The sequence below is a fragment of the uncultured Maribacter sp. genome, assembly GCF_947496775.1.
GTDB lineage: Bacteria > Bacteroidota > Bacteroidia > Flavobacteriales > Flavobacteriaceae > Maribacter_B.
This window is the reverse complement of sequence record NZ_CANMDU010000001.1, coordinates 505,551-528,591: the sequence shown is the minus strand read 5'-3', so window position 1 is coordinate 528,591 and position 23,041 is coordinate 505,551. Positions and strand designations below refer to the sequence as shown.

Annotated in this window: 17 protein-coding genes; 6 read left to right on the top strand and 11 right to left on the bottom strand. The window is 33.9% G+C overall.

Annotated features, from left to right (window positions below; all coding sequences use genetic code 11):
• Positions 1–42 precede the first annotated feature (42 nt).
• The 3 genes from Q0856_RS02420 to pyrH all read right to left on the bottom strand — a co-directional run bounded on the left by Q0856_RS02420 (position 43) and on the right by pyrH (position 3,919).
• Positions 43–2,445 carry an efflux RND transporter permease subunit gene (locus tag Q0856_RS02420; RefSeq protein ID WP_298502226.1) on the bottom strand — a complete coding sequence of 801 codons (2,403 nt, stop codon included), beginning with the start codon at positions 2,443–2,445 and terminating at the stop codon, positions 43–45.
• Between the two features lie 168 nt (positions 2,446–2,613).
• Positions 2,614–3,171 carry a ribosome recycling factor gene (frr, locus tag Q0856_RS02415; protein WP_298473745.1) on the bottom strand — a complete coding sequence of 186 codons (558 nt, stop codon included), beginning with the start codon at positions 3,169–3,171 and terminating at the stop codon, positions 2,614–2,616.
• A gap of 40 nt (positions 3,172–3,211) precedes the next feature.
• Positions 3,212–3,919 (bottom strand): UMP kinase, encoded by a 708-nt coding sequence (gene pyrH, locus Q0856_RS02410; RefSeq protein ID WP_298473743.1) that lies wholly within the window; start codon positions 3,917–3,919, stop codon positions 3,212–3,214.
• Positions 3,920–4,103: 184 nt separating this feature from the next.
• On the opposite strand from pyrH, the gene Q0856_RS02405 reads away from it, so the two are divergent.
• Positions 4,104–5,975, top strand: coding sequence for a peptidase M61 (locus Q0856_RS02405; RefSeq protein ID WP_298502223.1), 1,872 nt, complete (start codon positions 4,104–4,106; stop codon positions 5,973–5,975).
• A gap of 133 nt (positions 5,976–6,108) precedes the next feature.
• On the opposite strand, the gene tsf is transcribed toward Q0856_RS02405, so the two are convergent.
• From tsf to rplM, 4 genes are all read right to left on the bottom strand, one after another.
• Entirely contained in the window at positions 6,109–7,065 is a 957-nt protein-coding gene (tsf, locus tag Q0856_RS02400; protein WP_298473738.1) for a translation elongation factor Ts, read from the bottom strand.
• A gap of 98 nt (positions 7,066–7,163) precedes the next feature.
• The gene (rpsB, locus tag Q0856_RS02395) at positions 7,164–8,234 is read right to left on the bottom strand and encodes a 30S ribosomal protein S2 (protein ID WP_298502220.1); all 1,071 of its coding nucleotides are present in this window, start codon (positions 8,232–8,234) and stop codon (positions 7,164–7,166) included.
• Between the two features lie 231 nt (positions 8,235–8,465).
• On the bottom strand, positions 8,466–8,852 hold the full coding sequence (gene rpsI, locus Q0856_RS02390; protein WP_298473733.1) for a 30S ribosomal protein S9: 387 nt from the start codon (positions 8,850–8,852) through the stop codon (positions 8,466–8,468).
• Entirely contained in the window at positions 8,852–9,307 is a 456-nt protein-coding gene (rplM, locus tag Q0856_RS02385) for a 50S ribosomal protein L13 (protein WP_298473730.1), read from the bottom strand. Before rplM ends, rpsI begins: the two co-directional genes overlap by 1 nt.
• Positions 9,308–9,547: 240 nt before the next feature.
• Between rplM and Q0856_RS02380 the strand changes: the two genes are divergently transcribed.
• Positions 9,548–12,184 (top strand): DUF5916 domain-containing protein, encoded by a 2,637-nt coding sequence (locus Q0856_RS02380; protein ID WP_298502217.1) that lies wholly within the window; start codon positions 9,548–9,550, stop codon positions 12,182–12,184.
• A 74-nt stretch (positions 12,185–12,258) separates the two neighbouring features.
• Positions 12,259–12,768 (top strand): hypothetical protein, encoded by a 510-nt coding sequence (locus tag Q0856_RS02375; RefSeq protein ID WP_298473724.1) that lies wholly within the window; start codon positions 12,259–12,261, stop codon positions 12,766–12,768.
• Between the two features lie 59 nt (positions 12,769–12,827).
• Here the strand turns inward: Q0856_RS02375 and Q0856_RS02370 are convergent, their stop codons facing one another.
• The 3 genes from Q0856_RS02370 to Q0856_RS02360 form a co-directional block, all read right to left on the bottom strand.
• A complete protein-coding gene (locus tag Q0856_RS02370) occupies positions 12,828–13,160 on the bottom strand; it encodes a T9SS type A sorting domain-containing protein (protein ID WP_298502215.1) in 333 nt (110 codons plus the stop codon).
• 88 nt (positions 13,161–13,248) lie between these two features.
• The gene (gene polA / locus Q0856_RS02365; protein ID WP_298502213.1) at positions 13,249–16,089 is read right to left on the bottom strand and encodes a DNA polymerase I; all 2,841 of its coding nucleotides are present in this window, start codon (positions 16,087–16,089) and stop codon (positions 13,249–13,251) included.
• Between the two features lie 94 nt (positions 16,090–16,183).
• Entirely contained in the window at positions 16,184–17,173 is a 990-nt protein-coding gene (locus Q0856_RS02360) for a N(4)-(beta-N-acetylglucosaminyl)-L-asparaginase (protein WP_298473714.1), read from the bottom strand.
• 40 nt (positions 17,174–17,213) lie between these two features.
• Between Q0856_RS02360 and Q0856_RS02355 the strand changes: the two genes are divergently transcribed.
• The 3 genes from Q0856_RS02355 (at position 17,214) to Q0856_RS02345 (ending at position 19,612) form a co-directional block, all read left to right on the top strand.
• The gene (locus Q0856_RS02355; RefSeq protein WP_298473711.1) at positions 17,214–17,936 is read left to right on the top strand and encodes a copper homeostasis protein CutC; all 723 of its coding nucleotides are present in this window, start codon (positions 17,214–17,216) and stop codon (positions 17,934–17,936) included.
• Positions 17,937–17,996: 60 nt separating this feature from the next.
• Entirely contained in the window at positions 17,997–19,223 is a 1,227-nt protein-coding gene (locus Q0856_RS02350) for a metallophosphoesterase (protein ID WP_298475128.1), read from the top strand.
• 92 nt (positions 19,224–19,315) lie between these two features.
• On the top strand, positions 19,316–19,612 hold the full coding sequence (locus tag Q0856_RS02345; RefSeq protein WP_298473708.1) for a thioredoxin family protein: 297 nt from the start codon (positions 19,316–19,318) through the stop codon (positions 19,610–19,612).
• Positions 19,613–19,690: 78 nt separating this feature from the next.
• Here Q0856_RS02345 and Q0856_RS02340 read toward each other — a convergent pair whose 3' ends face one another.
• Entirely contained in the window at positions 19,691–22,996 is a 3,306-nt protein-coding gene (locus Q0856_RS02340; protein WP_298473704.1) for a DUF2723 domain-containing protein, read from the bottom strand.
• Between the last annotated feature and the right edge of the window lie 45 nt (positions 22,997–23,041).

Genomic DNA, 23,041 nt, shown 5'->3' with positions numbered 1-23,041 from the left:
TTAATAAAAAATGTTAGTCTTCTTTAATGTATTAAAAGGAACTTATTTTTTTGCGTCTTTACTATTTAGTTCTTCTTTAGGAAGAATATCAATTTGAGGCTTTTTAAGAACCTCTTTATTAGCTATATTTCGTTCTAGCGAAAGCAATAATGAAGGTAGCAGTATTAAATTTGCTAACATAGCAAATAATAAAGTGGCAGAAACAAGAGCTCCTAGAGCTACAGTACCTCCAAAATTCGAAATTACAAAAACAGAAAATCCAAAGAAAAGAACAATGGAAGTGTAGAACATACTTACGCCAGTTTCTCTTAGGGCTGCATAAACAGATTTTTTAATACGCCATTTATTTGCAATTAACTCTTGTCTGTATTTGGCAAGAAAATGAATGGTATCATCGACCGAAATACCAAAAGCGATGCTAAAAACTAATATTGTAGATGGTTTTATTGGTACCCCAACATAACCCATTACGCCGGCGGTTACTAAAAGTGGGAGTAAATTAGGAATTAATGAAATTACAATCATTCTGAAAGAACGAAATAAATATGCCATAAATAATGCTATTAAACCAATAGCAAGGGCAAGGGACATAATTAAGTTTTTTACTAAATATTTAGTTCCCTTTAAGAATAATAGGGCGCTACCTGTCATGTATACATTGTATCTTTCTTCAGGAAAAATTTTAGCAATATGTTCTTCTAGTCTAATTTCAATTTCTTCCATGCGACTAGTTTTTACGTCTTTCATGAAAGTGGTAATTCTAGCAGTTTGACCTGTACTGTCTACAAAACTTTTCAGCATATTTCCGTTGTCAGATGATTTTCGGGCAACATCCATAATAAAGTTGTTTTCTTGCGTAGTGGGTAATTGGTAATATTTAGGGATGCCATTGTAAAATGCCTGCTTGGAATATTTAACTAAGTTTACAACTGAGACCGGTTTGGATAGTTCGGGAATATCTTCAATGATTTCTCCTAAACGATTCATTCTTTTAAGTGTGGTAGGTTTTAGTACTCCTTTAGGGCGCTTGGTATCTACTACAATTTCGACAGGCATTATGCCATCGAACTCTTGTTCAAAAAAACGTATATCTTGAAAAAATTCTGCTTTTTTAGGCATATCTTCAATAGGGCTTCCGGAAATATCTATTTGGTAAATTCCTATTATACTAACTACAAGTAATATAATAGATGTTATATAAACTGCAATTCTTTTGTGGCGCACTATTCTTTCTGTCCAATTAACAAAAGCGTCAATCCATTTTTTGTTTAAATGCTTTAAATGCTTTGTTTTTGGTAAAGGCATAAAGCTGTATATAATTGGAATTATAAGGAGGGATAGTATAAATATTCCAATTATATTAATAGAAGCAACAATACCAAATTCTTTTAATAACTTACTGTCTGTAATAATAAAAGTAGCAAAACCAGAAGCCGTAGTAATATTTGTCATTAAAGTAGCATTTCCAATTTTAGAAATTACCCTCTGAAGAGATAATGCTTGGTTGCCATGTTTCTTTACTTCTTGTTGGTATTTGTTTATTAAAAATATACAGTTGGGTATGCCAATAACAATTATCAAAGGAGGAATTAAAGCAGTTAATACGGTAATTTCATATTGTAAAAGTCCAAGTATACCAAAAGCCCACATTACCCCAATAATTACTATGCACATGGATATTATAGTGGCTCGTACGCTTCTGAAAAAGAAGAAAAAGATTAGAGAAGTAACTCCTAGAGCTGCTAATATAAACTTTCCAATTTCATCTATAATATTTTGAGAATTCATAGTACGTATGTACGGCATTCCAGAAATACGAACGTTTAATCCTGTTTCTTCTTCAAAGTTTTCGATAAGATGTGTCATATCTTTTAGGATAAAATCTTTTCTTACCGAGGTATTTACAATGTCTTTATCTAAGTACATTACAGTACGCATGGTACCGGTTTCTTTGTTGAATAATAGACTTTCGTAAAATGGGAGGTTGTTAAATAGGTGGTTTTTTATACTATCTACTTCGGCTTGGTTTTGGGGCTTGTTTTTTATTAAAGGAACCATAACAAACGCTTGTTGGGTAGTGTCCTTTTTAAGTTCCTGTAAGTTGTCTGTGGATAAAACAAAATCTACTTCTGGAAATGCGCCTAGTTGCTTGCTTAGTTTATTCCAACGATTAAAATTTTTCGTGGAGAAAAAGGAACTATCTTTTATAGCAAATACTACGGCGTTGCCTTCTTCTCCGAATTGCTTTAAAAAGGAATTGTACTCTAAATTTACAGGATGGTCGTCTGGTAATAAATTAGCTTGGGAGTTAGAGAAACGCATGTTTTCCCATTGCATCCCCATGAATACCGTAAATGCAGCAATTAGTAGTAAAATTAAGATTCTGTTTCTAAGAATTATATTAGCTGTTTTAGCCCAAAATCCTTGTGTAAGTTTTGCTACCATGAAGTAAAGCTTCTATTTGTAAATGCAATTATAAAGCAAGATTGCAAAGGTAAATAATGATAGGTTGTGTTCCTAAAAAGCGTAATCAAAATATTGTTTTTAAAATATACGGTTTGTAAAAACAAAAAAAGCGGCTAAAGTAGCCGCTTTGTGTATTCGTAATACAGGTTATACTTTCATAATTTCAGCTTCTTTTAAAGCTAAGAAACTATCAGTTTTTTTTGTAAAAGTATCTGTTAATTCTTGAACATCTGCTTCTGCATTTTTCTTTAAATCGTCAGAAGCTCCTTCTAAATTTTTAATTTCTTTATTCGCATCTTGTCTGGCCGAACGAATACTAACTTTTGCATCTTCTGCCTCTGCTTTCGCTTGTTTTGCTAAATCTTTTCTTCTTTCTTCAGTTAATGGCGGAACATTAATGATGATACTATCGCCATTATTCATAGGGTTAAATCCTAGATTTGCAATCATAATAGCTTTTTCAATTTCTTGAAGCATGTTTTTCTCCCATGGTTGTACTGTAATGGTTCTTGCGTCTGGAGTATTTACATTTGCAACTTGACCTAAAGGGGTTTGTGAGCCATAATAGTCTACCATTACACTAGCTAGCATTGCCGGGCTAGCTTTACCTGCACGTATTTTTAAAAATGCTTTTTCTAAATGTAACATGGCAGCATCCATGCTTTCTTTTGTGCTGTCTAGTATAAATTGTATTTCTTCGTTCATTAGTTATTTTTTAATTATATCTAACAATAATAAAGCCAAATTACAGGTTTACAACGGTTCCAATATTTTGTCCGTCAACAATTTTCAATAAGTTACCTTTTTTGTTCATATCAAAAACAACGATAGGTAATTCGTTTTCTTGACTTAAAGTAAAGGCTGTAGTGTCCATTACTTTAAGGCCTTTATTTAAAACCTCTTTAAAGGAAATAGTATCAAATTTAGTAGCATTTTTATCCTTCTCTGGATCGGATGTATAAATACCGTCTACGCGAGTTCCTTTTAGTATCACATCAGCCTCAATTTCTATTGCTCTAAGTACAGCAGCAGAATCTGTTGTAAAATAAGGGTTTCCTGTTCCTCCTCCAAATATAACGACACGCCCTTTTTCAAGATGTCTCATTGCTTTTCTTCGAATAAAAGGTTCGGCTACTTCGTTGATTTTAATGGCTGTCTGCAGTCTTGTTTGTACTTCTTTGATTTCTAACGCACTTTGTAGAGCTAATCCGTTAATTACAGTAGCAAGCATTCCCATATGATCTCCTTGTACGCGGTCCATTCCTGTTGCCGCACCAGCAAGTCCTCTAAAGATGTTTCCTCCACCAATTACAATAGCAACTTCAATACCTTTGGCTACTACTTGTTTAATCTCTTCTGCATATTCAGAAAGCCTTTCAGAATCTATTCCGTATTGCTTTTCACCCATTAATGCTTCTCCACTAAGTTTTAAAAGTATTCTTTTGTATTGCATGTTTTATGATTAGTTGTGGCAAAAATAATCAAAAAAATTATCTATCCCCGTTACAGTACTGTATAAATGAGCTATAATTATTTCTTAATAAAGAGTGGGAACTCTTTTAATTTTTATATTCTTGTATTTCAATAAAAAATAACCAGTTTTTTAGGGTTAATTAGAGTTAAATTAAATTTTTAAAATGAAGAAAATTATTTTTGTTTTTGCATTAAGTGTGTTTTTTTATAATTGTGGTTCTACAAAGAATATTTTATCGGCTACTAGAACTCCTATAGTTACTAGTATTGACTTGATAAATATAGTGGATGATAAAGTACAAGTTAGCGTTAATCCAGGAAAGATATCATCTGAAACTATTTCATTTTTTATACCTAAAACCGTTCCAGGTACATATAGTACAGATGATTATGGGAAGTATGTAGAAGGGTTTAAAGCAATTGATTATAACGGAAAAGATTTAGAATTTTCGCATACTGATGCCAATACATGGGTTATTAGTAATGCTACTGAATTAGATAAGGTTACTTATTTTGTAAATGATACTTACGATACGGAAAGTGAAGTAGAGGATGCTGTATTTTCTCCTTCCGGTACTAATATAGCCAAGGATTCTAATTTTGTTTTAAACTTGCATGGATTTGTGGGCTATTTTCAAGGACTAAAAGAGGTTGCTTATGAGTTGGTAATTTCGAAGGATGAGAAGTTAAAGTCTACAACTTCTCTAATGTTAAAGAATGGTGCAGAATCTAATACTACTCGGGAGGTTTTTGTAGCAGCTAGATATTTTGATGTAATAGATAATCCAATCTTATATGCTAAAACAAATACAGAAAGCTTTCAGATAAATGACATCACTGTTAATTTAAGCGTTTATTCTCCTAATGGTGTCTATACAGCGGCAAGTTTAAAAGACCGGATGGAGAAAATGATGACTGCTCAAAAAGCATTTTTAGGAGATATTGATGGAACCAAGGAATATAATATTCTTTTGTATTTGTCTAAAATGGATAATAAAGACGCAGGAGGCTTTGGGGCTTTAGAGCATCATACATCTACCGTTGTGGTTTTGCCAGAGGCGATGCCAAAAGAAAGGTTAGAACAAGCTATGGTAGATGTGGTTTCTCATGAATTTTTTCATATCGTAACACCTTTAAATGTACATTCTAAAGAGGTGCAGTATTTTGATTTTAATGACCCTAAGATGTCGCAACATTTATGGATGTATGAGGGTACTACAGAGTATTTTGCTAATCTTTTTCAAATTCAACAAGGATTAATTACAGAAGATGAGTTCTATAAAAGAATTATGGATAAAATAAATAATTCTAAGAGTTATGATGATGCTATGTCTTTTACTACCATGAGTAAAAATATATTAGAAGAGCCGTATGAAGAGAATTATGCCAACGTATATGAAAAAGGGACTTTAATTAATATGGCTTTAGATATTACTTTGAGAGAATTGAGTGATGGAGAAAAAGGTATTCTTTGGTTAATGAAAGAACTATCTAAAAAGTATGATGTTTCTACTCCTTTTGAGGACGATAAGTTAATAGATGAAATAGTGGAGATGACATATCCTGAGTTAAGAATTTTATTTGATACTCATGTTATAGGGAGTACCCCTATAGACTATAGTGTTTATTTGGCAAAAGTTGGTTTGGAAAATAGTACAGAGGAGCAGCAGACTGGATATTTTTTGGAAGGAGAAATGCCTTTTATTGATGTGGATGCTAAGAATAATAATGCTATTTTTATTCGTAAGGGTATTACTTTAAGTACTTTTTTCACAGATTTGGGTATTCAAGGAGGAGATGTTATTAAGAGTATTAATGGAACATCTATTAACTTGGAGTCTATTAGACCTATTATTGGGCAAAGTTTTGGTTGGACAGCCGAAACACCTATTAAGATGATTTTAGAGCGTAACGGAGAGGAGATTTCTGTAGAAGGAAAAGTCGGTACGCCATCGCTTAATGTTACTAAGCTAACTAGCATAGAAAAACCTTCTGATAAGATAGTAAGACTTAGAGAGGCGTGGTTAAAGAATTAGTTTACAGGATAGTATAGATTAAAAAATGTCACTTAACAAAGTGACATTTTTTGATTGTAGGAAGAAGTACCAATGAACATAAAAAAAACCGCCTATTAGGCGGTTTTTTATACGACATAATGTACAGAGGTTATTATCCTAAGGCAACACGCTTAAACGTTGTTACAGATAAATCTCCGGCAGACGCAACATATTTGGCAACGTTTATTTTCTCATCTTTAATAAAGTTCTGATCTAATAAACATTGTTCTTGATCTAGTGTAGTGTTGTCAGAAACAAATCTTTGCATTTTACCTGGAAGAATTTTATCCCAAATTTTCTCTGGTTTACCTTCTGCAGCAAGTTCAGCTTTAGCGGCTTCTTCAGCTTTAGCTAAAACCTCGTCAGTTAACTGCGCCATAGATATGTATTGAGGTACATTTTTAAGTGTTTTTCCTAAACGACCTAATTCAATATTATCTTTTTCTATAACTGCAATTCTTGCCTCTGTCTCAGAAGCAATAAAGGCAGGGTCAAAATCTTTATAGGATAAAGTGGTTGCGCCCATAGAAGCTACTTGCATAGCTACATCTTTAGCAACCTCTTCGTTTTTAGCAGATAAACCAACTAAAGCAGCAATTTTGTTAATATGAACATAAGTACCAACATATGGCGCTTCTAATTTTTCAAAAGCATTGATTTCTAGTTTTTCACCAATAACACCTGTTTGCTCAATTAATTTTTCAGCAACAGTCATTCCTCCGAAATCTGAAGCTAAGAAATCTTCCTTGTTGTCAAAGTTTATTGCTTGATCAGCAAGTTGATTCGCTAAAGCAACAAAGTTTTCATTTTTACCAACAAAATCAGTTTCGCAACCTAAAACAATAGCAACACCAACAGTGTTGTCTGCATTTACTTTAGATATAGCAGCACCTTCTGAAGAATCTCTATCGGCTCTTTTAGCAGCAACTTTCTGTCCTTTCTTACGAAGAACTTCAATTGCTTTGTCAAAATCTCCTTCTGCTTCAACTAAGGCTTTTTTGCAGTCCATCATTCCTGCACCTGTAGCTTTTCTTAATTTATTTACTTCTGCGGCGGTAATTTTAGCCATTTTCTTTTATTTTTTTTGATTAAGTAAAATAAGACACAATTATTGTATCCGTTTTTAGGTTAATGTTAAATTATAGATATTTTGATGTATCTATAAATTTATTCTACACCACCTTTTACATTATCTTGCCATTCTTTAAGCTCGTCCCACTTACCATCAGCAGCCATTTGAGCTTGCTTTGGCCAAGAAGTTGGGTCTAAATGAGCCATTCTTGAGCTAGCTTCTGTTAAGATTGTTTTAATCTTTTCGGCGTCACCTTTAGCTAAGTCAGCGAAAGTAACAAATCCGGCATTTACTAGAGCCTCAGCAGCCTTAGGTCCAATTCCTTCTACTTTTGTTAAATCATCTGCTTTTGCAGGCGTAGCTTTAGCTACAGGAGCAGCAGGTGCTTCAACTTTAGCTTCTTCTTTTTTAGGAGTTTCTGCTTTTGGTGATGCTTCTTTTTTAGGAGTATCTTTCTTTGGTGCTTCTTGCTTACTAGATTTACGTTCCGCTAGTCCTTCAGCAATGGCAGCAGTAACTTGTTCCATAATGATGTCTATAGATTTAGATGCATCATCATTTGCTGGTACTACATAATCAATATCTCTTGGGTCACAGTTGGTATCTACCATTGCAAAAATTGGAATATTCAATTTTTGAGCTTCCTTAACAGCAATGTGTTCTCTCATGGTATCTACTATAAAAAGAGCACCTGGTAAACGAGTCATTTCAGAAATAGAACCTAAATTCTTTTCTAGTTTAGCTCTTAAACGGTCAACCTGTAAACGTTCTTTTTTAGAAAGAGTCATGAACGTACCATCTTTTTTCATACGATCAATAGAAGCCATTTTTTTAACAGCTTTACGTATAGTTACAAAGTTAGTTAGCATTCCACCTGGCCATCTTTCCGTAATATAAGGCATGTTTACCTTAGATACTTTGTCAGCTACAATGTCTTTTGCTTGTTTTTTAGTGGCAACAAATAAGATTTTTCTACCAGAAGCTGCAATTTTGCGTAATGCTTCATTAGTCTCATCTAATTTTGCTACTGTTTTGTAAAGGTTGATTACGTGAATCCCATTACGCTCCATGTAGATGTAAGGAGCCATGTTCGGATTCCATTTTCTTGTAAGGTGTCCAAAGTGCACACCTGCTTCTAATAATTGTTTTACTTCGACTTTCGCCATTTTTGTTTTAGTTTACGTTCTTATGAATTAGCAATACTAGAGTGGTATGCATAAAAATGCAAGCCTCTACTATTTAGATGCTAAACTAAATGGGTGATTAAAAATCTACCCTTACTTATTAATTTTTTAATATAACTAATAAGATTTATAAGTGTCTCTTTTTAGAGACTTTCAATGAACTAGTTAAAAATATAAAAAGGGTATTCGTTAGAATACCCTGGTAATCTTGTATTAACGTTTAGAGAACTGGAATTTCTTACGAGCTTTCTTCTGACCAAATTTCTTACGTTCTACCATTCTTGGGTCTCTAGTTAAAAGACCTTCAGGCTTCAGTGTTAATCTGTTCTCAGCATCGATTTCACACATTGCTCTAGATAAAGCTAAACGAATAGCTTCTGCTTGACCTGTGTTTCCACCTCCGTATACATTTACTTTAACGTCGTATGTATCTACAGTTTCAGTTAAAGTAAAAGCTTGCTTAATTTTGTACTGCAAAGTTGCTGTTGGGAAATACTCATTTAAATCTCTAGAATTTATAGTAATATTTCCTGTTCCTTGAGAAAGATAAACACGAGCAACAGCTGTTTTTCTTCTACCAATTTTATGAATTATCTCCATTATTTGAATTCGTTTAAATTAATAACAGTTGGTTTTTGCGCTTCTTGATCATGATTTGGACCAACATTAACTTTTAGATTTCTGAATAATTCAGAACCTAATCTGTTTTTTGGAAGCATTCCTTTTACAGCTTTTTCAACAATGCGCTCTGGAGTTTTAGCTAACATATCTTTTACAGAAGTATGTCTTTGTCCTCCAGGATATCCTGTGTAACGGCTATAAGATTTAGAATCCCATTTGTTACCAGAAAGGGTGATCTTTTCTGCATTAATAATAACTACGTTGTCTCCACAATCTACGTGAGGAGTATAGTTTGTTTTATGCTTTCCTCTAAGTAATTTTGCTACTTTAGAAGCAAGACGCCCCAATGTTTGACCTTCAGCGTCAACCAATAACCAATCCTTGTTTACCGTTGCTCTATTTGCTGAAACAGTCTTATAACTTAATGTATCCACTACTGCTATTTTTTTCTATTATACACTTCTTTCCCTGTAAGAGGGCTGCAAATGTACAACTATTAAGTTGAAATCCAAATGGTTGTTTCTTATTATTTTTACTTTTTTCAAAAGGTCAATAAATTTCGATGCTTTAAGATTTTCTTGGAGGGTATTTTTGTTAAAATTTTATTAAATATTTTTTATACTGTAACGTCTGTATAATGTTAAAGTCTTTTAATGGACTAAAACAACCAAAAAATGAAAAGCTCTTTATTGTTTTCTCTTATATTCCTATTGTTATGTTTTAAATTATATGCTCAGGATACTCTACGAATTATAGATAAATTGGAATACGTTACTTCTCCGATAAAGGCTGGTAATAACATTGTAGTAGATGGTATTTTAGAAGATAAAGAGTGGTCTAATGCTCTGTGGTCAAAAGGATTTACTGTTTTTGAACCTGATAATGGTGCTGCTCCTAACCAAGACACTAAATTTAAGATTACCTATGATGATAAGTATCTATATATAGGTGTACGTTGTTTCGATAGTATACCAAATTTAATTGAAAAAAGACTAGCAAGGCGTGATAATTTTTCAGGTGATTGGATAGAAATTAATATAGATAGTTATAATGATAAAAGAACAGCTTTTTCATTTAATGTGTCTGCGGCAGGGGTAAAAGGAGATGAGTTTGTTTCTCAGAATGGAGATAATTGGGATGCGAGTTGGAATCCAATATGGTATACAGCGGCTAATATAGATAAAGAAGGATGGACGGCAGAAATGAAAATTCCTTTTAGTCAACTAAAATTTGGAAAGCAAAAAGAGCAAATCTGGGGTTTGCAAATGCATCGTAGATTATTTAGGGAAGAAGAACGCTCTATTTGGCAACCAATATCTAGAGATGCTCCGGGATGGATAAGTGAGTTCGGAACCCTCCGTGGTTTAATGAATATACAGCCTCAAAGGCAATTAGAGGTTCAGCCATTTACAGTTTTGCAACAAGATACCTATCCGAAAGAGGAAGGTAATCCTTTTAGAGACGGGGCTGATTTTAAGTTAAATGGAGGTTTGGATGCCAAAATTGGCTTAACAAATGATTTAACCCTTGATCTTACGGTTAATCCTGATTTTGGCCAGGTAGAAGCAGATCCAGGGGCTATTGCCTTAGATGGGTTTCAGATATTTTTTCAGGAACAAAGGCCTTTTTTTGTAGAGAATAAGAACATCTTCGATTTTCGTTTTGCAGGGGGTAATGATAATATTTTTTATAGTAGAAGGATAGGGAGAAGTCCACAACGTTCTGTTGGTAATCATGACGATGTTGCTTATGTGGATCAACCTACTAATTCTACCATTTTGGGAGCAGCTAAATTTTCTGGAAAGACAAAAAACGGATGGTCAGTAGGATTGTTAGAAAGTGTTACTGGGAATATGTATGCGGAAGTAGAGGATATTAATGGAGGAAGGAGAGATGAGTTAGTAGAGCCCCTTACCAATTATTTAGTAGGTAGGGTTCAAAAAGATTTTAATAAACGTAATTCGTATATCGGAGGTATTTTTACAGCGACTAATAGAAAGCTGCCAAGTGAAATGGAATTTTTGAGAAAGGCTGCTTATACAGGTGGCTTGGATTTTAAGCATAATTGGAAGGATAGAAATTATTATTTTCAGGGAAATATTGTGACAAGTCATGTAACGGGAAGTGCAAAAGCAATTGAAGATACGCAAAGAGGTATAACACATTTATTTCAAAGAGAAGATGCAGGGCATGTACGTGTAGACCCGACAAGAACTTCTCTTACTGGAACAGGAGGTAAATTGGAATACGGTAAAGCTGGTGGGGGAAATTGGAGGTATGAAGCAGGTGTAGTTTGGCGTTCTCCAGAATTAGAGCTCAATGATGTTGGTTTTTTAAGGCAAACAGATGAAATAGTGCAATATGCGCAAGTGAGAAGACTGTTTTTAAAACCTACCAATGTTTATAGGAGGATGGGGCTGCGTTTAGAGCAAGAGTCTAATTATGATTTTGAAGGGAATTATAATAGAATAAAATACCAATTTGAAGGAGATATTAATTATAAGAATAATTGGTGGACAGAGATAGGAGCTGCTCATAAGCCAAGAATTTATTCCAATTCTGTTTTACGAGGAGGTCCTAGATGGCAATGGTCACAAGAAAATTTTGGATACCTTTTCTTTGGTTCAGATAGAAGGAAGAAATTTAACTTTACACTTGGGTATGTAAACAGTCAAGCGAAACAGAAAAATTTTGAGTTTTTACGCTACGTTTTTAGGTTTAATTATCAGCCTTTCGATGCTTTTAGCTTGTCGGTTTCTTCGGAATATGAAGAGAATCCTAATAAAACAAGGTATGTGGATCAAATAGATTACGGAAATATTACTAGGTATGTAACAGCGGCAATAGACCAAAAAACATTTAGCACCTCTATTCGACTTAATTATAGTTTAAATCCTAATTTATCAATTCAGTATTACGGAGAGCCTTTTATTTCTCAAGGAACTTATACCAATTTTAATTATGTAAGTAATGCTGCTGCTGCAAATGTTTATAATCGAGTTAGTTGGTATACTCCTGATCAAATTTCTAGACCTGAAGTTGAAGGAGGTTACTTAATCGACGAAGATTTAGATGGAACGGTAGACTATGAAATAGAAAATCCGGATTTTTCATATGTTCAGTTTCGTTCTAATTTAGTATTGCGATGGGAATACACTCCTGGGTCTGAAATCTTTTTGGTTTGGTCTCAGGGCGTTACAGGTAGTGGAGATCCAATGAATACTTTAGGAAGAGATTTGGATCGCCAAATTTTGGGACAGAAAAAGGATAATACCTTTTTAATAAAGGCTACCTACAGATTTATACTTTAATGTAGTTGGCAATATTGTTCTTTGCTTTTCGTTTGGTTGATATATAAAACCAATTCTTAACCAAAACGAAACCAATGAAAAAATTAATATTTAGCTTAATGGCTGTAGGTACTTTATTTGCTTCTTGCTCTAAAGATGCCGTAGTAGAAAAATTAATTGATGGCCTTACAGATTCTAACAAAATTGTTGGTGTCTGGGAATTATCCGAATTTAATGTAGATGCAGAAGCAGCTGGAACATATACAAATTTGGCAGAGGATGCTCTAGAAAAGCTTAGTGAAGAAGGCTGTGCTATAGTCACTTTTGAATTTAAAGAAGATGCTGAGTTAGTAACGGAGAATGCTGTTAATTATTTGGATATTAGTGCTGGCTTAACAGGATTAATAGTTCCATGCCCAACAGAAAAAGATACAGAAACAACAACGTATACTTATATAGACGGGGTAATTAAATTTAAAGATAAAAATGGGGATGATATTAGTGCTAATGCTTCCATAGATGGTGATGTAATGACTGTAGATGCAGAAGGATTGGATCTTCCAAATTTTAATGTTAAGGGAGAATTAATCTTTAATAAGAAATAGTAAATTCAATTATAGTATATAAAAAGCCACTTAGTAAACTCTAAGTGGTTTTTTTTGTTTTATTTTTTATAAAATTTAGTTTGAAGTTGTTGTTCTTTGGAGTGAATGCTAATTACGTAAATTCCTGTAGAAAGAGAGGGTATAGGTATGTTAAGGGCGTTATTTTTTATCTCCCACGTATGTCGTAGAACAATGTTTCCATATGAATCAAGGATGGTAATGCTAGAGGTGTGGGAGTTCTTTAACCCTAGTACATTAACAATGTTCTTTGCAGGGTTTGGAAAAACCTTTAACGTAGTTTTTTTAATGTCTTTGCTTATTCCATTAGATTGAGCAGTAATTGCAACACTAAATATGAATGTTGTAAATAATGTAAAAAGGAGCCTTTTCATACTATAGTCTTCTATATAAACAATAACGCTATAATGAGAATTATAGCGTTACGAATATCAATTTTGACTATTATTTAACAGTTGGTGTTTAATGGGCTTCCAGCCAATTATCCCCTAAGCCAACTTCTACATCTAATGGAACAGCAATTTTATATGCATTTTCCATTTCTACTTTAATTAAAGTCTGTAGCTCTTCTAGTTCTGGTTTGTAAACATCAAAAACTAGTTCATCATGCACTTGTAAAAGCATTTTAGATTGGTACGTACCCTGTTCTAATTTTTTATGAATATTTATCATAGCAATTTTTATGATATCTGCAGCACTTCCTTGAATTGGAGCATTCACAGCATTACGTTCTGCTGCTCCACGAACAATAGCATTATTACCATTAATATCTTTTAAATACCTACGTCGACCTAAAACGGTTTGTACATAGCCATTATCACGAGCAAAGTTTACTTGCTCGCTCATATAATTACGAAGTTTTGGGTATGTTTTGTAATACGTATCTATAAGTTCTTTGGCTTCTCCTCTAGACAAGTCTGTTTGGTTGCTTAATCCAAAAGCAGAAACACCATATATGATCCCAAAATTTACTGTTTTTGCATTGCTACGTTGCTCTCGGGTTACTTCTTCTATTGGAACATTAAAAACTTTAGAGGCAGTAGAGGCATGAATATCTTCTCCATTTTTAAAAGCTTCAATCATTGTAGTTTCTTCACTTAAAGCGGCAATTATACGAAGTTCAATCTGAGAGTAATCAGCAGCCAATAATGTGTATTCATCACTTCTCGGAATAAAAGCTTTACGTACTTGTCTACCTCTTTCTGTTCGGATAGGAATATTTTGTAAGTTTGGATTGTTGCTACTTAATCTCCCTGTTGCAGCAACTGTTTGCATATAGTCTGTATGAACACGTCCAGTACTTTCTTCAATTTGTTCCGGAAGGGCATCTACATAGGTGCTTTTTAATTTAGCAAGTCCTCTATAGTTTAAAACATTTTGAATAATCTCATGGTCCTTTGCTAAATAAGAAAGCACATCTTCTGCCGTGGAAAACTGACCTGTTTTTGTCTTTTTTGGCTTGTCTACTAGTTTTAGTTTGTTAAATAGTATTTCACCTAATTGCTTCGGAGAGGCTATGTTAAACTCTTCACCAGCGGCTTCATATATTTTGGCAACAAGATTTTCTATATCTGAATTTAAGTCTTCCGATAGAGAATTTAAAAATACTTTGTCTAAATTGATACCTTCTAATTCCATTTCGGCAAGTACGTGGAGAAGTGGAATTTCAATATCTTTAAATAAGCCATCTGTTTTGGCTTCTGCTAACTCTGGTTTAAAGTGTTGTGCTAGTTGGTAAGTAATGTCTGCATCTTCAACAGCATATTCTGTTTGCTTATCTAAAGGAACATCTCGCATAGAAAGTTGGTTCTTTCCTTTTTTACCAATTAATTCTGTTATAGAAACAGGAGTGTAATTTAAATAGGTTTCTGAAAGAACATCCATGTTATGGCGCATATCCGGATTAATTAAATAATGCGCTAACATGGTATCAAAACATGGACCTTTTACTTTTATTTGGTATTTGCGTAGTACCTTGATATCGTACTTTAAGTTTTGACCTATTTTTTCAATGTTTTCTGCTTCGAAGAAAGGGCGTAGTTGTTCTATAAGATTTTGGGCCTCTTCTTTTTCTTCTGGAAAAGGTATATAAAACCCTTTAGTAGCCTGCCACGAAAAGGCAATGCCAACTAATTCTGCAGTTAATGGGTTTAATCCTGTGGTTTCCGTATCAAAACAAACAGATGTTTGTTTCATGAGGTTTTGCACAAAAAGTTTCATCGCCATTCCTGGTGCTATGCTTTGATAGGCATGAGCAATATCTTTAATTGTTTTTCTGCTAGAAACAACTTCTAGAGTTGCAGGAGATTCTCCGTCTCCACCGAAAAGGGAAAATTGTCCTTCCCCCGCTGGTGAAGCTTTTTTAGAATTTTCTTTTTTAGTATTAGGGCTTACTTCTTTAGGAATTTCATTTGGCTGCGGAGCAAATAACTTTAAGAATTGTTCTCTTAGTCTTCTAAACTCAAGCTCTTCGAAAATTTCTTGGACTTTTTCACTATTAGGGGTAGAGAGTTTGTAATCATCGGCTTTAAAAGTTACATCACAATGAATGTCAATTGTGGCTAGTTTTTTAGAAAGTAAACCGAGTTCTCCGTTTGCTTCTACTTTTTCTTTCATTTTACCTTTAAGCTTATCTGTATTTGCTAAAAGGCCTTCCATAGAATCGAACTGTTCAATGAATTTTTTTGCGGTTTTGTCTCCAACACCTGGCAGTCCGGGGATATTGTCACTAGCATCTCCCATCATGCCCAAATAGTCTATGACTTGATCAGGACGTTGCACGCCAAAACGTTTTTGTATTTCTGGAATTCCCCAGATTTCTATACCGTTACCCATACGTGCTGGGCGATACATAAATATATTCTCGGATACTAATTGTCCAAAATCCTTATCCGGAGTAACCATATATACTTTATAGTCTTCCTTTTCTGCTTGTTTTGCTAACGTTCCTATTATATCATCGGCTTCATATCCTTCTAAAACAACTACAGGTATATCCATGGCTTTTAAGATATCTTGAATATAAGGAACAGCTATACGAATTGCATCTGGAGTTTCGTCTCTATTTGCCTTGTATTCAGGAAATATTTCTTTTCTGTCTACACTACCACCTTTGTCAAAACAAACCGCTAAGTAATCGGGTTTTTCTCTTCGGATAACATCTAATAGAGAATTCATAAATCCCATTATGGCAGACGTGTCCATTCCTTTAGAATTAATTCTTGGGTTTTTTATAAGAGCGTAATATCCTCTAAAAATTAATGCAAACGCATCGAGTAAAAAAAGTCTTTTTTGTTCAGCCATTAGTGTTGTTATTGTAGAATTTCAAAACTACGAATTAATGTGTTAATGAATAAAATATATAGTTTCCTTTTTAAAATTAAGTGGTTAAAATATTCTAGTTCTTTATATAGGAATCCGAAGGGATGTTTATATGTCCTTTTTTAGAGTAGGATCTATATGTAAATCCAGGATGAATACAGTAACTTCCTGTTTCTCCTTTTTTATTGATAGCAATAAATCCTATTTGAAAATTGGTGTTGTCTTTGTTTTTTGAAACAATCCTTTTTACACCTTCTTCGCAAGCTTCTTGCGGTGTTTTTCCTTGTCGCATAAGTTCTACAATTAAAAAACTACCTACTGTTCTTATTACTTCCTCGCCAACACCTGTTGCTGTTGCTGCTCCAATTTCATTGTCTACAAAAAGTCCTGCTCCAATAATGGGGGAATCACCAACACGACCTCCAATTTTATAAGCCATACCGCTAGTAGTGCAAGCGCCAGAAATGTCCCCATTTTTGTCTATGGCAAGCATGCCAATAGTGTCATGGTTTTCAATATTAATAATTGGTTTGTATTCCGATTTTTTTTTCCATTCTAACCATTCTTTTTTAGATTGTTCGGTTAGTAGATTGGTTTTCTGAAACCCTTTTTCATAAGCAAACTTCTCTGCACCTTTTCCTGCAAGCATAACATGGGGGGTGTCTTCCATTACTTTACGGGCTACAGAAACAGGGCTGGCAATATTTTGTAGGTAAGCAACAGAACCGCAATTACCATCTTTGTCCATAATACAAGAATCTAAAGTAACATTGCCGTCTCGGTCAGGTCTTCCTCCTAGGCCTACAGTTTGGTTGTTTATATCTGCTTCTTCAACCATTACTCCTTGCTGCACCGCATCTAAAGAGCTACCTCCATTATTTAATACTTCCCAGGCCTTCGTCGTGGCATTTAAAAAGTTCCATGTGCAAATAGCAATCGGCTTAATAGAAGCGATATTTTTTGTATCCTTAAGGGTTTTCTGTTCCTTACAAGATGTTAATACGGAAGCAGATAAAATACTGGCAGTGCTTAAAGTTGAATTTTTTAGAAATTTTCTTCTTTTCATGGAGCTCTGTTGGTTAATTTAGAGTTTTAAATATAAGAAAATGAAAATTGAAGTTTGTGCTAATTCTTTACAATCGGCATTAAATGCCGAAAAAGCTGGAGCCGATAGAATTGAGCTTTGTATGGAGCTTGGTTTAGGTGGTGTTACGCCATCTTACGGCCTTTTAAAAAGTGTAAAAGAGCAAGTGTCAATTCCTGTACATGTTCTTATTAGACCTAGGAGTGGAGATTTTACATATTCAGATTCGGAGTTTCAGATAATGAGAAGTAATATTAAATTATGCGTGGACTTAGGTTTCGATGGTGTAGTCTCGGGTGTGTTAACTGAAAATTTTAAAATAGATATAGAAAGAACTGCAATTTTGATTCAAGAATCTAATGGTATAAACTTTACATTTCATAGGGCTTTTGACTGGGTAGATAATCCTAAAAAAGCACTGCAGCAATTAGAAAAATTAGGAGTAGATTATGTGTTGACTTCCGGACAGCAAAAAAAAGCCTTGGGAGGTATTAGGCTTTTGCAAGAGTTGAAAAATATTGCAAAAAACTGCGTTATTATGCCCGGAGGAGGAATTAATTCTTCTAATATTGGATCGTTTGTTGAAAAGAGTTTTTCCTTTGTGCATCTTTCTGGAGTCCAACTTAAGGAAAGAGAAATATTATCGACTAAAACCTCTATGTACTCTTCTAGTTTTTTAAGAGATGCCGTTACCGTTGAAACGGATTTCGAAGTCATTAGAGCATTGGTGGATAGCGTTAAATAAAAGGTAAATGTTTAAAAAAGGTAGAGTAAACAAATACATTTGCATAAAAAAACAAGAATGATGTTGCGTTTGATAATTTTTACAATTCTATATGTTGGTTTAGGGGCCTATGTTTTACAAGGGGTGAAGACTATTACGAAAAACCCTTGGTTGGTGTATATATATGTTGGTTTGTCTTTGTTGGTCTTATGTAATCTTTTTTATCAATTTACGATAGTAGATACAGGTCGTGCTTTAACAAGAAATAAAACATATGCCTTTACATTTTTTGTGATGCTCTTGGTGTTTAATTTGGTTGCTGTTATTTTTCTTTTTTCGGAAGATATAATTCGTTTTTTTATAGCAACGTATACTAAGTTTTATGGGGAAACTAAATCTTTTGCTATGCCAGATAGGAGGAAGTTTTTAAGCAAATTAGCTTTAGGAATGGCTGCTATTCCGTTTGGGGCGTTACTTTATGGTATGTATAAGGGTAAGTATAATTTTAAAGTGTTAAAATATGATTTAGAGTACGATGATTTACCAGATGCTTTTGACGGGTATCAAATTACTCAAATTTCTGATGTGCATAGCGGTAGTTTTGATGATCGAAAGAAAATTGAATATGCAATAGACTTAATTAATAAACAAAAGAGTGATGTTTTATTGTTTACGGGGGATATGGTAAATAATAAGGCAGAAGAAATGTACCCTTGGAAGGACCTTTTCGCAACTTTAGAGGCTAAAGACGGAAAGTTTTCGGTTTTAGGAAATCATGATTATGGGGATTATGTAAACTGGCCTTCTAAAGAGGCTAAGGAGAAGAATCTTAAAAATTTAAAAGATGTACAAAAAGAAATGGGCTTTGATCTTTTGTTAAATGATAGTAGGTATTTAGTTAAGGGAAGTGATCAAATAGCGTTAGTTGGAGTGGAGAATTGGGGTAAAGGTGGTTTTAAAAAAGCTGGAGATCTAAGTAAGGCAGCTTCTAAAATTAAGAGAGAAGACTTTAAGATATTAATGAGTCATGATCCTTCACATTGGGAGCAAAAGGTTGTTGATGACCCTTATCATTATCATTTAACATTAAGCGGACATACCCATGGAATGCAATTTGGTATTGAAATTCCAGGATGGTTTAAATGGAGTCCTGTTAAATGGCGTTATAAGTATTGGGCCGGCATATACAAAGAGATGGGGCAATTTATAAATGTAAATCGAGGATTTGGGTTTTTGGGGTACCCAGGAAGAGTTGGTATTTGGCCAGAAATAACTGTAATTACACTTAAAAAGAAATCCTTAACATGAATTTAACCTATTGGTTTAGCTGCAATTAGGTGTGTTGTATTCTTATTTTAACAATTTTTCTTACTTTTGAAAAATAATGCAAAGTTATTTATATGTCTAAATTTGGTGAATTAATAGATTTGAATGTTCCTGTATTGTTAGATTTTTATGCGGAATGGAACGATCATTCTACTGCCATGCATGCTGTGTTAAGAGATGTGGCCGCGGCCTTAGGAGATAAAGGAAAGGTAATAAAAATTGATGTAGATAAAAATAAAGAGCTTTCGCAGGCTCTAAGAGTAAAGGGGCTTCCTACTTTAATGATTTATAAAAAAGGGGAAATGGTTTGGCGTCAAAGTGGAGAACAAGATGCTAATACCTTGATTGGTATCTTAAATGAATACGTATAATAATATTTAGATTTTCTTCTAATAAAAAAGCAAGGTATTTTTTAAAATACCTTGCTTTTTTACGTTCTAGTTATATTGTTATTCAGATACTGCGGAGAGTGTAGTGTCTTTTATAGTTACGGTATCTTTTAAATCAGGATTAGTAGTTGGCTCTGCAGTAGGTTCTTCTAGGATGTCGTCTTTATAAAAATGCTGAAATTTATCTATATATTCATTGAATATTAAAGTTTCCTTTTCGGCCATCTCACGATCATTGTTAGAAATTAGAATATCAATATTTCTTCTATAAGCCTCCATGTCGGTAATAATTTCATCAATTTTACTGTACTGCTCATCTAAAGTGGTGTTTGCATAATAATTAAGACGTTCTTGGTACTTTGTTTTTAATTTGTTGAATAAGTCTCTTGCTTTTGTGGTTTCTCCAACTTTATAATAACCATCTACAAATGGTTCTACGAAAGTATAATAACCAAAATAGTCCACAGGCATTTGTGTTATAGAAAGGTCTATAATTTCTTTTGCTTTGTCAATTTTATTTTCTTTAATTAAAGCTTCCATAAGACGTGCTAAATTGCCGCGGAAAGATAATCCTTGAATACGAGTTTGCGTATCATGGTAAATGTCTGCTCCAGAATTACCCCAATCCCATCCTTTTACAATCTTGTACATTACATCGGTGTCAATACGGCCCATGTCAAAAGAGTTTTGTCTTTCTGTTTTAATAGGTACTAGTTTGTAGGCGAGACCATCTAACTGCAAGTAATCTTTCATCCATATAAATTCAGCATCATCAAAACTACCGCCAGAAAAGTATATAGGTCTTTTCCAATCGTTATTTGCTAAAATATCTAGCATCATCATGCTCTTTTTGGTGATGGCAGAAGGTAAGTCTATATCTATGAAGTCGACCATTAAAGAAGAGTCTTTCGCTTTGACTATGCCATATTCTATAGCATTTTTCTTATTTACAGGAATACGTATTTTATTTGTAGGGTAGTATACTATACTCTGCGTATTTTTAGAGTATTCGTTAATGTCTCCGCCTTGTTGTTGTAGTATGTATTTTAATTTTGTTCTTGGTTTGTCGCTGTCTATCCAATTAATAAAATCTTTAAGAGGCCATCTGTTTTCAGTAATGCCTTGGTGATATAATACATCTCTAGACCCCCATCGATATTTTTCGTGTGTAATTTGCGACGGTATAGCTTCGCTTTCATACGCTTTTCTTTTCATTTGATCTACGTACCAATCTGTTTCAAAAAGGCTAGTGCAAATAACTCTAACATCGGTACGATAGTTTTCTATTTCTTGAGCATACCATAAAGGAAAAGTGTCATTGTCTCCAATAGTAAATAATATAGAGCCTGCGTCTTTTTGACAAGAGTCGAGATAAGCTTTAGCAGAAGATTGCGCTGTATATTTCCCAGAGCGGTCATGGTCGTCCCAGTTTTGGTAAGCCATAAGAGAAGGAACTGCTAATAGGCATATAAGGGTAATTACTGGAGCTATAATTTTTGGTTGAATCCATTTTTTAAACTCATTAAACAAGCCATAAACACCAATTCCTATCCAAATTGCAAAAATGTAGAAAGAACCTACCAAGGAATAATCTCTTTCTCGAGGTTGAAATATATATGGGTTCGTGTAAAATTGAATTGCTAAACCTGTAAAAAGGAAAAAGACTAGTAACGCCCAAAAGTGTTTTGGGTTTTTAGAAATCTGAAAAAACAAACCAATAATACCTAAGAATAATGGTAAAAAGAAATAGGTGTTCCTTCCTTTATTATTTAGTACGTCACTTGGAAGATTTTCTTGACTTCCAAGTCGCCAACTATCTATAGGGGTAAAACCGCTAATCCAATTTCCATTTTCATTATAACGTCCTTGAATGTCATTTTGCTTACCTGCAAAATTCCACATAAAATAACGCATGTACATATAGTTGAATTGAAACTCTACCATATATTTTATGTTTTGCCATAAGGTAGGAGGTTGTACTTCTATGTAATCGCTAAACCTTCTCAAAAAGCTAATGTATTGTTCGGTGTCTATTTCGCCGCTCTTAATACCGCTTTTAACTTGATAAACTGCTTCTCTTAGTTCATCATTAGATTTGGTCATTTTAAAGTCCAACGGACCAAAATAGCGCATGTAATTTTCGGCATGTTGTGTACTCCACATACGAGGTAAAAGGCCTAAATGTTTTTCGTTAGGGCCCGGTAAGGCATCTTTAAAATGATTTACTATAATATATTTACCTGTGGTAAAATCTTTTTCGTACTTAGGTTTTTCATCTCTTTCTGGTCCAGCGTCTGCAAAAGCGTCGGAATAATACGCGCCGTAGAAGGGGCTGTCTACACCTGGGTATTGTTCTCTATTGTAATATGCGAGTAGGGATCTAGCATCTGAAGGGTTATTTTCATTAATTACAACATTAGCATTTGCTCTAATAGGAAGCATAATCCAAGATGAAAAACCTAAGAATAAAAACAAAAGACATAGTACAATTGTGTTAGCACTTTTAAAATTATTTTTTCTAGTATAATTTAGTCCAAAATAGAACGCTCCAATAAAAAGAAGGCCAATTATTATAGATCCCGAGTTAAAAGGAAGCCCAATATTATTTACAAAGAAAACTTCTCCCCAGCCAAATATCTTTAAAACATACGTAAGAGAAAATTTGTATACAAGCATTAGCACTGCTATAACGGCGATATTGGCAATTAGAAAGTTCTTTACTGTAGTCTTTTTGTATTTTTTAAAATAGTACAGCAATCCAATGGTTGGTATAGCTAAAAACCCCATAAATTGTATACCGAATGTTAAGCCTACTACGAAAGAAATTAAGATAATCCATTTGTTTCCTCTTGGGGTATTTAAATTATCTGTCCATTTAAGGCCCATCCATAGTAATAAAGCCATTATAAAACTTGCCATAGAGTACACTTCGGTTTCAACAGCATTGAACCAAAAACTATCAGAAAAAGTAAAAGTTAACGCTCCAACAATTCCGCTTCCTAGAACAGCAATAGCTTTGCTGTTTGTAAATTTTTCGTCTTTATCTATTAGTTTTTTTGTAAGGTTTGTAATAGTCCAAAACATAAAAAGAATAGTAAACGCACTAGATGCACCAGACACGAAATTTACCATACGTGCTACTTGTTCAGGTTCAAAAGCGAACATGGCAAAAAATGCCCCTATCATCTGTAATAAAGGAGCTCCTGGTGGGTGGCCTACTTGTAATTTTGCAGATGTGGCAATATATTCCCCTGCATCCCAGAAACTACTAGTTGGCTCTACGGTTAATGAATAAGTAATAAGCGCTATGAAGAAAACTGCCCATCCTAGGATGGTGTCCCATTTTTTAAAGTTCTTAGAAAACATGTAATTTGAAGTTTTACCTGATGAGCGAATTTACTAATTTATATA